This window comes from Mesorhizobium sp. W050 (assembly GCF_054719535.1).
Genome location: NZ_JBTTIH010000001.1, coordinates 3,536,144 through 3,548,897, shown reverse-complemented (window position 1 = coordinate 3,548,897; position 12,754 = coordinate 3,536,144). Strand labels below are relative to the sequence as shown.

Sequence of the window (12,754 nt, the reverse complement as noted above, 5' to 3'; positions counted from 1 at the left end):
GCGCCATGACCGTATCGGCCCAGTTTGAACCCAGAGACCATCGCGACGTCATCGCGTCCCTGACCAATGAGCAGCGCAGCCGCCTGACCGGCAAGTCGGACGGGCCGGGTCTGGTCCAACTCGCCTTCCATCTCGGCGCGATTGTGGCTATCGGCGGGCTGATTGCGGCCAAGGTGTCGTACTGGCCGCTGTTGATGTTGCCGCAAGGCATTCTTATCGTCTTCCTGTTCACGCTGCTGCATGAGACGGTGCACAGGACGGCGTTCGAGACGCAGTGGCTCAACCATGCCGCCGCAAGGGTCTGCAGCCTGGCGATCGCGCTGCCCGCCGTCTGGTTTCGCTATTTCCACTTCGCCCATCACCGTTTCACCCAGGATCCAGAGAACGATCCGGAACTCGCCTTCCCGAAACCGGAGACGATGCGGCAATACATCGTCCACGTCTCGGGCCTGCCGGTGTGGTGGGGGCATTTGCAGACACTCTACACCAACGCGATTGGCGGCTGCCACGACAGCTACGTGCCGCCGAAAGGCCTGCCCAAGGTGCGCACTGAAGCCCGCGCCATGATCGCTTTCTATGTCGTGGTCGCCGCGCTAGCCCTGTGGTTCGAGGCAAGTGTACTGCTCTATGTCTGGATCGTGCCGGCGCTGCTCGGCCAGCCCTTCCTCAGGCTCTATCTGCTGGCCGAGCATGGCCGCTGCCCGCTTGTCGCCAACATGCTGGAAAACACCCGCACCACGCTGACCAACTGGCTGGTGCGCAAAGTCGCCTGGAACATGCCGTATCACGCCGAGCACCACGCCTATCCCGGCGTGCCGTTCCATCAGCTGCCGGCGTTCCACCAGCTGATCGAGCGGCATCTCAAGGTGGTCGAGCCCGGCTATGTCAGCTTCCACGAGAAATACGTCGAGACCTTGCGCTGAGGCGCTCGGCCGTCAGCGTAGCGTCTGCTCAACAAGCGTGACGAAGTAGCGGAGCACGGTGGGGACAATGGCGTCGTTGAAGACATAGCGATCGCCGTGCAGCCCTTCGCCCGGTCCGACCGCTCCTGCGCCGATCCACGCATAACAGCCGCCGGCTTCGCGGACCATGTAGGCAAAATCCTCGCAGCCGAGGCTCGGGTTGAATGCGGTCTCGACCTGCTCGCGGCCGACAACCGCCGTTGCCGCCTGGACGGCTTGGGCCGTCGCGGCTGACGTGTTGACCAGCGGCGGGTAGCCTTTCTTGTAGGCGAGCTTGGCGGTGAGGGCATGCGCCGACGCAATGCCTTGGGCGATATCGCCGATCAGCCTTTCGCAATGGTCCGACAAAGCGGGCTCGAAGAAGCGGCAGGTTCCCTGCAGCCAGACCTTGCCCGGCACGATGTTGCCGACGTTGCCGCCATGGATCTGCGTGATCGAGACGACCAGCGCCCCCTGCGGGTCGACCGAACGGCTGACGATGCGCTGAACGACTTGAACGAAGGCGCCGGCCGCAAGCACGGGGTCGTCGCCAAGCTGCGGCATGGCGGCATGTGCGCCGGTCCCTTCGAAGGTCAGTTCGAAAGTGTCGACGGCCGCCATCATCGACCCGGCACGGGCCGCGATCTGTCCGAGCGGCAGCCCCGGCCAGTTGTGGACGGCGTAGACGGCTTCCACGGGGAAGCGCTCGAACAGTCCGTCCTCGATCATCCGCATGGCGCCGCCTTCATTTTCTTCTGCCGGCTGGAAGATGAAACAGACGGTGCCGTCGAAGGCTCTGTTGTCGGCGAGCAGCTTGGCGGCGCCGAGCAGCATCGCGATGTGCCCGTCGTGGCCGCAGGCATGCATCACGCCGTCTTTCTTCGACGCATATGGCAATCCTGTCTTCTCCAGCACGGGCAAGGCATCGAGTTCGGCCCGAAGCCCGATGGCGCGCACGCCTGGTCGTCCTCTGAGGACGCCAACCACGCCGGTGCCGCCTATGCCTTCATGAACCTCGTCGAGCCCGAAGGTGCGCAGCTTGTCGGCGACGAAGCGCGCGATCTCATACTCTTGGAAACCGAGTTCGGGGTTGGCGTGGATGTGATGCCGCCATTCCACCACCTGCGGGGTGAGGGCGGCGATGGGGTCGTTGTGCAGCATTGCGCTCTCCTTGCCGGCTATCGTAAATTCGGCCTTGTCGATGCCAGCACGTAAAGGATTTGCGCCGGCAGCGTCTTGAACAGGATTGACCGTGTCTGGAATTCAACAGCCTCAGGAGACGACGCAGTTCTGGCGTCATCCGCGCTTTCGCGATCTTGGCATGCTCAAGGCGCGCTTCACGCGGCATCGCTACCAGCTGCACACGCACCCCACCTATGTCGTCGCCCTGATCACGCAAGGGTGCGAGCGTGTCCGCATCGGCAACGAGACTGTCCTCGCGCCGTCGGGCACGGTTCTGCTCGTCAATCCGGAGATATGGCATGACGGCGAGGCGGGCGCCGACCAGGGCTGGGCTTACCGCACCTTCTATCCCTCGGCCTCGCTCGTGGGTGCGATCGCGGACGAACTCGGGCAGGATCGCCCGCCGTTGTTTTCACAAGCGATCGTAGATGATGCCGATCTCGTCCAGGCAGTAGGCGTCGCGCACTTGGCTTCGACATCGGGTGATGCCACGAGCGCCGAAACATCCATGTTGATCGCCTTGCGCAAGCTCATCCTGCGCCATGGCGATTGGGGCGGCCGGCGGCGCGAGGCGGTCGAAAGCTTCGGATCGAAAAGCCGGCTCCGGGTCTATGAACAGGTCATCGAAGACCATCTGAACTCGGGCCTCGATTTGCAGCGGCTCGCTGAAGCCGCAGGCGTGACGCGCTTTCAAGTTATCCGCGATTTCAGGAAAGTGCTGGGTCTCACCCCTGCTGCCTTCATCCGTGACCGCAGGCTGCGCCGTGCCGATCTGCTGATCCGGCAAGGTTCAGATCTCGCCGGTGCCGCCTTTGCGGCCGGCTTCTCCGACCAAAGCCATCTCTCGCGCACCTTCCGCGCCGCGCATGGAATGACGCCGGGGATGTTCAGGCGCGCCGGGACGCTGCCCTCGTCTTGAGAAGTCGAGCCATGTCGGCGGCCTTTGACGGCATGCCGATCAGAAAGCCCTGCGCCTCGACGCAGCCAGCCTTGCGCAATATGTCGAGCTGCGCTTCGGTCTCGACGCCTTCGGCGGTGACGGTGATGCCAAGTTCGGCACCAAGCCCGATGATCGTGCGCACGATCGCCGCCGTGTCCTTGTTGTCGATATCGTGGATGAAGGAGCGGTCGATCTTGATCTTGTCGACGGGAAAACGCCTGAGATAGCCGAGCGACGAATAGCCGGTGCCGAAATCGTCGAGCGCGATGCGGATACCGAGTTCGCGCAGCTGTCTCAGCGTCTTCAGCACCGTCTCGCTCTCATCCATCAGCACGGTCTCGGTGATTTCCAGTTCGAGCCGGCTGGCCGGCACACCGGAAACGGCCAGCGCCGAAATCACGCTGCGGGCAAAGTCGGCGCTTCTGATCTGCACTGCCGAGACATTGACGGCGATGCGCATTCCAGGCGGCCAGCCGGCGGCCACGCTGCAGGCCTGTTTCAGCGCCCATTCGCCCAGCGGAACGATCAGCCCGCTGTCTTCGGCGGCTGCGATGAAATCGTCGGGCGCCACCAGGCCGCGCGTCGGTGAATTCCACCGCATCAACGCTTCGGCGCCGACGATCTTGCCCGACGCGATGTTGGTGATCGGCTGGAACTCCAGCACGAACTCCCGCCGTTTCAGTGCCGTCTCGAGATCGGTTTCGAGCGCCAGGCGCGCCCGCACCAAGGCATCCATGCCGGGCTCGAAAAAGCGGTAGACGTTGCGGCCTTCGCTCTTGCCGCTGTAAAGCGCCATGTCGGCGTTCTTCAAAAGCGTGTCGGCGTCCTTGCCGTCACCGGGATACAGTGCGATGCCAAGGCTGATGCCGACATGCATGTCGCGGCCCTTGTCGCGAAACGGCTGGCTGACGACAGCGACGATGCGTTTTGCCAGTTGTTCCGCATCGGTGGCGCCTTTGGGATTGAACTGCAGGATGGCGAACTCGTCGCCACCGAGGCGGGCGACCACATCGGTGTCGCTGCGCAGGCTGTGCCGCAACCGCTCCGCCACGCATTTCAGCAGCCAGTCACCGGCCGGGTGTCCCCAGGTGTCGTTAACGGCCTTGAAGCGATCGAGGTCGAGCGAGAAGATCGCCAACGGTGTATCGCCGGCCATCGCCTGGTCGAGCCGTTCGCGAAACATCGAGCGGTTGGGCAGGTCGGTCAGCGTGTCGTAATGGGCAAGGTGGCTCATGCGCTCTTCGGCGCGCCGGCGCTCGGTGATGTCTTCGAAGGTCGCCACCCAGCCGCCACCGGCAAGCGGCCGGCGCGCAACCAGCAGCGTTCGGCCATCGGCAAGGCTGCGGTCTGTCGAACGCTCCTCACCGGCCTGCAGGCTGGCTCTGGTGTTGGCGATCTCGCCGTCAATGTCCATCGACGGATAGATGCGCAGTCGCACCATCTGTTCGAGCAGGGCGCGCTGGCTCATGCCGAGCGGGAAGTCGTCAGGCGTGACCTTGTAGAGGTCGAGGAAGCGCTGGTTGCGCACGATCAGCGTGCCTTCGGCGTCGTACATCAACAGGCCTTGCGACATGTTGGCGAGCGCCGCATCGAAGCGGCGGTGCTGCTCCTTCAGTTCCTGCTCGGCCCGCCTTTGCTCCGTAATGTCCTCATAGATCGACACCCAGCCGCCTGAGGCCAGCGGCCGGTGCGTGATGGAAACGATGCGTCCGTCCGACAGTATTTCCTCGTAGGTCGAGGCTTGCGCGCGCTCGATATAGGGCTTGCGGATGGCATACAGGTCTTCGGCGCTCTGTGAGGCGACACCGATGTCGACGCTGTGCTTTAGAATGTCCAGGAACGCGATGCCGGGCCGCACGATCTTCGCGTCGAGGGAGAAGATGCTGATATAGTTGCCGTTGCAGATGATCATCCGCTCGTCGGCGTCGAACATGCACAGCCCGTGCGACATATTCTCGACGGCCGCCGAAAAGCGCTCGTTCTGGTGGCGCAGTTCGTCGGCGATCTGCCGTGGCGCGGCGACGCCTCCGGCTCCCCGTCTGCTGACGGGCGAACCACCCTTGACGTGCGCAACGGACATGAGGCGTGCCTGCTGACCGTGATCGAAACCCGGTACTGTGGTTACCGCTGGTTAATTTAGCGTATGTTCACTGCGCCGAATGCACGGCAACCGTTGCCTGGCGTTGCTTTTCAAGCGTTGCGTAGCGTTTGAAGAAGGCAGCTTGCGCGGAGGTCACCGAGTGCGGCGTAAAGTCGAAGCGGTCGGCATTGAAGCCGCGCGGCCGGCCGAAGAACTCGGTTGCTTCTGCGGTCGAGAAACCGGCAAGCAGCGTCGCCTCGTAATAGGCGGCGATCTGGTCGGCGCGCTTGATCTCCTTGCGCAAGCCGACGCCGAGTTCGGGCGGCAGCGAAAAGCGCTGATGGATGGCGCGCTGGAGACGCAGCTCACACTCCTTGTAGGAGCCGCCCATTACCGATTTGAACGGCGAGATCATGTCGCCGATGACATATTCCGGCGCGTCATGCAGCAGTGCTGCCAGCTGAGCGTTGGCCGAGGCGTCCGGCTGCAACTCGCTGAATAGCGCCTCGACCAGCAGCGAATGCTGCGCAACCGAAAAGGCGTGATCGCCGCGGGTCTGGCCGTTCCAGCGGGCGACGCGGGCAAGCCCGTGGGCGATGTCGGAGATTTCGATGTCGAGCGGCGAGGGGTCGAGCAGGTCGAGCCGCCGTCCCGACAGCATGCGCTGCCACGCGCGGGGTGGCGCTCCGACGCGATCGGCAGCCATCAGGCATCCTCCGCGCCGATGGCTTCCCTGGGAAAGCTGAACTTCGCCCAGGACGGGATGGCGAGCGAGACGGTGACATCACCGGCCAGTACCGGCTGGCCAGCGTCGAGCGCCGCCTTGACCCGGTCGATGCGGGCAATGGCGAGTCCGGCCGTGCCCGCGCTGGAACCGAGCGTGCCGACGGGCCGCCCCGCAACCGTCAGCTCCGAGCCCGCCGCGGGCAAGGCACGGTCGGCCGAAACGATCAGCACGCGCCGCCTGGCGGTGCCGCGATGCTGCATGCGCGAGACCACTTCCTGGCCGACATAGCAGCCTTTCTTGAAGCCGACGCCGCCGGTCTCGTCGAGCAGCACGTCGTGAGGGAAGGCATCGCCGAGCTGATAATCGGGACCGCTTTCGGCAATGCCGTTGGCGATGCGGAGCGTCTGCCATGCAGCCGGATCGCCACCTACGGATGCGCCGCCATAGGAACGGCTCACAACCACATCGCGGAAGCGGGCATCGGCAAGTGTCGTTGAATCAGAAGGTGAGGCGCTTGAATCATCGCCCCACGCAACCGTCACAAGCACTTGATCCTGCTTCGCGATCTCGGCCTTGGCGCGCAGCTTGTAAAGCATCAGCCGGCGCAGGAAGTCGTCTGCGACGTCGGCACGGCAATCCAGCCGGAATCCGTCCTCGCCGCTACGCGAGATCAGGAAATCAAACAGGATCTTGCCTTGCGGCGAAAGCAGCGCACCGGGTTTTGCCGCACCGGCGCCCAGCGTGTCGAGGTCGGTGGTGAGGATATTCTGCAAAAAATGCTCGGCATCCGGGCCTGACACGGAAATGAGGGCGCGGTCTTTGAACAGGGCAAAAGGCATGGGCGGCAAAGAACCTGATCTTGCAAAACAGTCGGCCTTTACGTAAGCCGACGATACTCCCCCCGCAAGAGACCGAACGCCCATGGCCACCACCTACGACCTCATCCTGACAGGCGGCACTGTGGTCAACCATGATGGCGAAGCCGCGCGCGATGTCGGCGTCAAGGGTGGTCGCATCGTCGCAGTAGGCGATCTTCGCCAAGCTTCGGCCGGCGAAGCGATCGACTGTCGCGGGCTGCACGTCCTGCCAGGCGTCGTTGACAGCCAGGTGCATTTTCGCGAGCCGGGGCTGGAGCACAAGGAAGATCTCGAGAGTGGATCTCGCGCCGCTGTTCTGGGCGGGGTCACCGCCGTCTTCGAAATGCCCAACACCAATCCGCTGACCACCAGCGAGGCGGCGCTTGCCGACAAGGTGCGCCGCGCCACCAGCCGGATGCATTGCGACTTCGCCTTCTGGGTTGGCGGCACACGCGAGAATGCCAATGATGTCGGTGAGCTCGAGCGGCTGCCGGGTGCTGCCGGGATAAAGGTGTTCATGGGCTCGTCCACCGGCGACCTGCTAGTCGAGGACGACGAGGGTGTCGCATCGATCCTGCGCAACACCCGCCGCCGAGCCGCCTTTCACTCGGAGGACGAGTTCCGGCTGCGCGAGCGCCTCGGCCTGCGCGTCGAGGGCGACCCGTCCTCACACCCCGTCTGGCGCGACGAGATCGCGGCCTTGCGCTGCACCGAGCGGCTGGTGCGCATCGCGCGCAGCACCCGCGCCCGCATCCATGTCCTGCACATCTCCACTGCCGAAGAGATCGTGTTCCTCGAACAGCACAAGGATGTCGCCACCTGCGAGGCGACGCCGCACCATTTGACGCTCGCCGCCGACGACTATGCGCGGCTGAGCACGCTGATCCAGATGAACCCGCCGGTGCGGGCGGCACGCCATCGCGACGGCGTCTGGCACGGCATTGCGCAAGGCATCGTTGACGTGCTGGGCTCCGACCACGCCCCGCACACGCTGGCCGAGAAGGCAAAGCCCTATCCGGCCTCGCCGTCTGGCATGACCGGGGTGCAGACGCTGGTGCCGATCATGCTCGACCACGTCAATTCAGGCCGGCTGACCCTGCAGCGCTTCGTCGACCTCTCCAGCCACGGCCCGCAGCGCATCTTCGGCATGGCCAGGAAAGGCCGCATCGCCGCCGGCTACGACGCCGACTTCACAATTGTCGATATGAAGCGCCGCGAAACCATCACCAATGCGCAGGCCGGCTCCAGGGCCGGCTGGACGCCCTATGGCGGCAAGGAAGTCACCGGCTGGCCGGTCGGCACGATCGTGCGCGGTCGTCGCGTGATGTGGGACGGCGAGATCGTCACGCCAGGACAGGGCAGGCCGGTGGAGTTTTCCGAGGCGCTGCCGGCTTAGCGGTTTCTTGCTGCGTTGGATTTTTTAAGCGCTATCCACTACGTTAAGGGCATTATGAACGCAGATATCGCGCCCATGATTGTCCCTGCGGAGTTTCCGGAGCTCCAGGCGCTCGCCTGGAACCGCGATGCGGCACGCCCGATTCCGGCTGAAGAGGCATTTGCGCTGTATGAGCGTAATTGGCGGTTTGTCGATCAAAAGCGTCTTACTGTGCGTGAGAAGATGCTTATCCAAAGTTTGGCAGACAAATTCGGTCACGGCGTGCTCTTGACCGCCGGCTGATTTCCCTCACCTGATCGTTCCTCGCAGCCGGAATATCAACAGGACACACCGCGAGCGTCATGATGGAATTCAAGAGGCCCGAGCACCAGATCATTGCCGAAGCGCTCGGATTGATGGATCGCCATTTCCTGACCGCAAACCAGTGCTGGTTCGGCGGTGGCACTGCGATCGTCATGAAATTCGGGGAATATCGCCGCTCACTGGATGTGGACTTCCTGTGTGCCGACAGTGATGGCTATCGCGAATTGCGGACCTCCGCAGCCGAACGTGGCGTCAGAGCATTCTTTCCTGAGCCGGTCGAGGCTGTTCGGGACTTCCAGATCGATCAATATGGCTTGCGGACGATCGTGCGGTTGAAAGGCCAAACGATCAAGTTCGAAGTCATCCGCGAAGGCCGCATAAAACTGCGAGGCCATTTCGACGACGATCTGAATGTATCCGCCCTGGTCCCGGCGGATATGTTTGCCGAGAAGTTGCTGGCGAACGCGGATCGATGTCAGGACCGTGCAATTGCATATCGCGATGCCATCGATCTTGGAGTGCTGGTTGGCATCTATAAGGAAATCCCGAGCGACGCTGTTGGCAAGGCGAAGGCGGCCTATGGCGTGGATATCGAGCGCAAGGTGGCTTGGGTGGTAAACAGGCTGCGGGACAAGGAAGAATTGCGGCATGCCGCCGAGGTGCTGCAAATGGATCCCAACGCGGCGGTCGAAGCGATTTCGGCCCTTCGAAATGAAGGTATCCGCATATGGCCTGACACAGGCCTCGAGCTTTCTAGCCCTAGCCAGTAGCCATCCCAGGGGGAATCGCCGTTCAATCCCCGGCGACGAAGAATGTCCACTGCCCGGCCGGCGTGATGCCGACGCGGTAGAAGATGTAGGCGCCGAACTGCTTCATGTCGTCATAGTCGCCGGCGGTGACGATCTTGAACAATTCGACCCGCTGCCTGGCGTTGAGCTTGTCCAGCGGCAGGGCGAAGAAATATGGCCAGACATAGAGTTCCTGCGGTGTGCCGACGTCTACATGGACATAGCCGGCATTGAGCACCTCTTCCAGGATAGCGAGGATTTCCTGACCTTCCTTGTCGCCCGATAGCCCTTTCAGGAAGGCGATCGGGTCGCCCTCGATTTCGCCCAGCGACAATTGGGTCATGGTGTCGCCCTTGCCGATCAGCGGCCGCAGCTTCTCGATGTCGCCGCTGACGCAGACCTCGACCATCAGATCGCGCATGCGCCTGACGGGCTCGGGCAATTTGGAAAGGTCATAGACGACTTCGGGCACCGGCGCTTCTGGATCGGCACGCGGGTTGGCCACGCCTCCATCGTTGGCGGGGGCTTCCGGTTGGCTTTGTTCGGGCTCCGTGGGCGATTTCGGCTGGCTGGCGGCCGGTGGCGCCGTGCCGGGCAGATCGGGCATTGGCACTGAATTTTCAGACGGCGCCGTCTCACCATTGGCTGGTGGCCCGGCAGGAACTGGAAGCTCCTCGCGCTTGATCTCGCTCAACGCGTAGGCAGGGTTGCTGGTCAGGACAAACGCCAGCGGACCCGCGGCGCAGGAAGCGGCAAGCCAGATGCTGAGGGCCACGCCGCGAGGCCGGCCTGACATCGAAAAATTCACCGCTTGCCTCTCCTTGGGCCTAGGCTCTTCAGGCATGATGCCCAAACGGCGCGCCGTCGTCAAAGAACCGGTAAGCTGGCGATGCACCCTCTGAGACGCGCGCCGCCTAGTGCCGAAACCGCTCCGGCTCGAAGGCGCCGGCGATCACCTTTTCACGCATGCGGTCGAGCAGGGCAAGGGCCGAGGTCTCGCCATTGGCTCGCAGCATCTCGCCGAACGCGGTTTCAAGCGCTGCCTCGGCGATGATTTCAGGTTCTATGCCGGCCGACAGACCTTCCGCCCAGGCCTCGCTATGGCTTTCCACCGCGGTCAGGCGCTTTTCTTCCCTGACCAGCGCGTCGATGTCGTTGACGCCATGTTCCATTTGCGATGTCCACCTTTTCAAGCGGCGGTCCGACGGGTCGGATCCGGCTTGGGCTGCCCCTATCTCACGCAGGCTAAGTAAGTATCTGTAAATACGACATTTTTTTGATCGTCTTTACAAACTTCGTCGCCTGCGTTCGGTCCGATTCAAACTTAGCCGATTAGACCGGTGAGCGGGATGAAAACCTTCAGTTTGAGTTAATTCCGCATTCGCGCGCTAACGTTTCGTTAATACTGTTGCGCAAGTGCAACACCAAGATTGCATCAACGTGCCGTGGATACAAGGCGGGTGCTCGAAAAGGCGTTGGCTAAACGCCGTCTGGCGCTCGTCAGTTGCCGTAACGCGAGGCGATGTCGCGCGACAGCGTCTCGCCTTCCTTCATGTAGCGGCTGATGGCTTCGGTCGCTGACGGCGTGCATTGGGTATAGGTGCCGCCGAAGGAACGGTAACCGCGGTTGAAGCTGGCGATGAAGCGGGCACGCCGCTCCGGATCGGGATTTTCCGAATCGATCAGCTTTTCCATCTCGGTGCGCCACTGGTCGCCCTTTTCGCCGCACAGATTGCGCAGGAAATGCAGCGATCCCAGCACCTCGGCCAGTCGCATCAGCCCGGGCTCGAACGGCGACTCGGCGGCCAGCGCCGGCTGCACGCCAACAGCCGTGGCGGCGGCGAGGCATGCGGCAAGGAACAGCGAGGTGCGGGTCATAAGTCTATCTGGCGAAACATTTTGTCGCCTGCAAGGCGATTCTCGGAGGGGCGGATACCGGTTTGCTTCAGGCCAAAAGCTCTTCAGCCACCTCCACGACGTCACTCGCGAGCGGCAGCGTCGCCATTTCATCAAGACTATAGAAGGCGGCGGTCTCGGCATCGTCGCTGGCCGTAGCTTCGCCGCCGGCATAAACGGCGCCGAACACGGTCAGCAGATAGTCGACCGGGTGATTCTCGCCGCTGCCGTCGATGTGGATGTCGCGAAGCGGACGATAGTCCTGCGCCCGCAGCCCGGTTTCCTCCAGCAACTCGCGCACTGCTGCTTCTTGCAGCGTCTCGCCGGGCTCGACCTTGCCGCCGGGAAAGGCATAAAGCCCCTGCGACGGCGGCCGCGCCCGCTTGACCAGCAGCACCGTCCTGCCGCGCACGACGGCGACCGAGACTGCGGGAAGTGTCTTGCGCTGCTCGTTCATCGATCTCGTTTTCGCCTATTTGAGGCCGACCCTTGTGGACCGGCCGGCGGCATTGAGCTTTAGCGGTTGCGCAACGCCGGTTCCATCGCCACTTTCGCGATCGGATCATTTCATCGAGCTTTCCCATGTGCGGACGCTTTGCCCTGACGGCCACGCCGGACCAGACTGCCGCCTTGCTCGGCCTGGCGGAGCTGGAGGATTTTCCGGCCCGCTACAACATCGCGTCGACGCAGCCAGTGCTGATGGCGCTGTCGGGGCCGCCGCGCATGCCGGGCTCGAATTTCCCGGATCGCCAGGCGATGCTGGTGCGCTGGGGACTGATCCCCACCTGGGTCAAGGACACCAGGGAATTTCCGCTGCTCATCAACGCGCGTTCGGAAGGCGCTATTGAAAAAGCCTCGTTCAGAGCCGCCATGCGCCATCGCCGTGCCTTGGTGCCGGCCTCCGGCTTCTATGAGTGGCAGCAATCCGGGAGCGGCAAGAAGGGCCAGCCCTACTGGATACGGCCGAGGCATGGCGGGTTGATCGCCTTTGCCGGGCTGATCGAAACCTATGCCGAGCCGGGCGGTTCGGAAATGGACACCGGCGCTATTCTTACCGTCAACGCCAATGCCGGCACCGCCCATATCCATGACCGGATGCCGGTGGTGATCGCGCCTGAAGATTTTGCCCGCTGGCTGGACTGCCGCACGCTCGAACCGCGCGATGTGGCCGACCTGCTCAAGCCCGCGCTGCCCGATTTCTTCGAGGCAATTCCGGTCTCCGACCTCGTCAACAAGGTCGCCAACATCGGGCCCGAGATACAGGACATGGGCATCGTCGAGCCCGGCAAGGTCAGGCGCCAGAAGCCCGGAGCGGACGACAGTCAGATGACGCTGTTTTAGAGCGCGCTCCCAAGAAGCCATGTCCGGTCTTCGGGAAGAACCTGCTCAATAGGAAGAGCTGTTGTTTTCAGGCGCGCTATGGGGCCTCAGCCTTCCGTTCCGGCGCACGCCTTGTCGGCGGCGGCACGATGCCTGTTCAGGCAGCGCGGGGCGAAGTGATTTTCGGCGCCGGCTTTTTATTCTTCGCGGTGTGGAGAAGGGCGGCGACGATCGCGGCCGGGCCGATCGCACGGTAGTGGTTGGCGAGCGCCGGTTGCTTGGCGCGGCTCGATTCCTGCTTGGTTCGTGACATCGATCTCTTCC

15 protein-coding genes are annotated in these 12,754 nt (G+C 63.2%); 6 read left to right on the top strand and 9 right to left on the bottom strand.

Features of this window, described 5'->3' with window-relative positions:
* Positions 1 to 5 precede the first annotated feature (5 nt).
* Positions 6 to 923 carry a fatty acid desaturase family protein gene (locus ACYG9Y_RS17375; protein ID WP_023738575.1) on the top strand — a complete coding sequence of 306 codons (918 nt, stop codon included), beginning with the start codon at positions 6 to 8 and terminating at the stop codon, positions 921 to 923.
* Positions 924 to 935: 12 nt separating this feature from the next.
* Here ACYG9Y_RS17375 and ACYG9Y_RS17370 read toward each other — a convergent pair whose 3' ends face one another.
* Positions 936 to 2,102, bottom strand: a complete 1,167-nt coding sequence (locus ACYG9Y_RS17370) for an amidohydrolase (protein ID WP_023738576.1) — start codon at positions 2,100 to 2,102, stop codon at positions 936 to 938.
* 160 nt (positions 2,103 to 2,262) lie between these two features.
* On the opposite strand from ACYG9Y_RS17370, the gene ACYG9Y_RS17365 reads away from it, so the two are divergent.
* A complete protein-coding gene (locus ACYG9Y_RS17365; RefSeq protein WP_050587693.1) occupies positions 2,263 to 3,042 on the top strand; it encodes an AraC family transcriptional regulator in 780 nt (259 codons plus the stop codon).
* Here the strand turns inward: ACYG9Y_RS17365 and ACYG9Y_RS17360 are convergent.
* From ACYG9Y_RS17360 to ygfZ, 3 genes are all read right to left on the bottom strand, one after another.
* The gene (locus ACYG9Y_RS17360; protein WP_023738577.1) at positions 3,011 to 5,143 is read right to left on the bottom strand and encodes a putative bifunctional diguanylate cyclase/phosphodiesterase; all 2,133 of its coding nucleotides are present in this window, start codon (positions 5,141 to 5,143) and stop codon (positions 3,011 to 3,013) included. The two genes, ACYG9Y_RS17365 and ACYG9Y_RS17360, sit on opposite strands and share 32 nt — an antisense overlap.
* A 67-nt stretch (positions 5,144 to 5,210) precedes the next feature.
* On the bottom strand, positions 5,211 to 5,849 hold the full coding sequence (locus tag ACYG9Y_RS17355) for an HD domain-containing protein (RefSeq protein ID WP_023738578.1): 639 nt from the start codon (positions 5,847 to 5,849) through the stop codon (positions 5,211 to 5,213).
* On the bottom strand, positions 5,849 to 6,709 hold the full coding sequence (gene ygfZ / locus ACYG9Y_RS17350; RefSeq protein WP_023738579.1) for a CAF17-like 4Fe-4S cluster assembly/insertion protein YgfZ: 861 nt from the start codon (positions 6,707 to 6,709) through the stop codon (positions 5,849 to 5,851). Before ygfZ ends, ACYG9Y_RS17355 begins: the two co-directional genes overlap by 1 nt.
* Positions 6,710 to 6,791: 82 nt before the next feature.
* Here ygfZ and ACYG9Y_RS17345 point away from each other — a divergent pair, with 82 nt between their 5' ends.
* The 3 genes from ACYG9Y_RS17345 to ACYG9Y_RS17335 all read left to right on the top strand — a co-directional run bounded on the left by ACYG9Y_RS17345 (position 6,792) and on the right by ACYG9Y_RS17335 (position 9,196).
* Entirely contained in the window at positions 6,792 to 8,123 is a 1,332-nt protein-coding gene (locus tag ACYG9Y_RS17345) for a dihydroorotase (RefSeq protein ID WP_023738580.1), read from the top strand.
* 54 nt (positions 8,124 to 8,177) lie between these two features.
* Positions 8,178 to 8,405, top strand: coding sequence for a hypothetical protein (locus ACYG9Y_RS17340; protein WP_027049982.1), 228 nt, complete (start codon positions 8,178 to 8,180; stop codon positions 8,403 to 8,405).
* A 62-nt stretch (positions 8,406 to 8,467) separates the two neighbouring features.
* Positions 8,468 to 9,196: a nucleotidyl transferase AbiEii/AbiGii toxin family protein gene (locus ACYG9Y_RS17335; protein ID WP_023684480.1), complete on the top strand. Its 729-nt coding sequence runs from the start codon at positions 8,468 to 8,470 to the stop codon at positions 9,194 to 9,196.
* 22 nt (positions 9,197 to 9,218) lie between these two features.
* On the opposite strand, the gene ACYG9Y_RS17330 is transcribed toward ACYG9Y_RS17335, so the two are convergent.
* From ACYG9Y_RS17330 to ACYG9Y_RS17315, 4 genes are all read right to left on the bottom strand, one after another.
* Entirely contained in the window at positions 9,219 to 10,022 is an 804-nt protein-coding gene (locus ACYG9Y_RS17330; RefSeq protein ID WP_023738581.1) for a hypothetical protein, read from the bottom strand.
* Between the two features lie 106 nt (positions 10,023 to 10,128).
* Positions 10,129 to 10,386, bottom strand: a complete 258-nt coding sequence (locus ACYG9Y_RS17325; protein WP_023673564.1) for a hypothetical protein — start codon at positions 10,384 to 10,386, stop codon at positions 10,129 to 10,131.
* A gap of 328 nt (positions 10,387 to 10,714) precedes the next feature.
* Entirely contained in the window at positions 10,715 to 11,092 is a 378-nt protein-coding gene (locus tag ACYG9Y_RS17320; RefSeq protein WP_023684478.1) for a TIGR02301 family protein, read from the bottom strand.
* A 67-nt stretch (positions 11,093 to 11,159) separates the two neighbouring features.
* The gene (locus tag ACYG9Y_RS17315) at positions 11,160 to 11,567 is read right to left on the bottom strand and encodes an NUDIX hydrolase (protein WP_031253485.1); all 408 of its coding nucleotides are present in this window, start codon (positions 11,565 to 11,567) and stop codon (positions 11,160 to 11,162) included.
* A 125-nt stretch (positions 11,568 to 11,692) separates the two neighbouring features.
* Here ACYG9Y_RS17315 and ACYG9Y_RS17310 point away from each other — a divergent pair, with 125 nt between their 5' ends.
* A complete protein-coding gene (locus ACYG9Y_RS17310; RefSeq protein ID WP_023738582.1) occupies positions 11,693 to 12,451 on the top strand; it encodes an SOS response-associated peptidase in 759 nt (252 codons plus the stop codon).
* Between the two features lie 136 nt (positions 12,452 to 12,587).
* Here ACYG9Y_RS17310 and ACYG9Y_RS17305 read toward each other — a convergent pair whose 3' ends face one another.
* The gene (locus tag ACYG9Y_RS17305; protein ID WP_023673568.1) at positions 12,588 to 12,743 is read right to left on the bottom strand and encodes a hypothetical protein; all 156 of its coding nucleotides are present in this window, start codon (positions 12,741 to 12,743) and stop codon (positions 12,588 to 12,590) included.
* Positions 12,744 to 12,754: the final 11 nt, after the last annotated feature.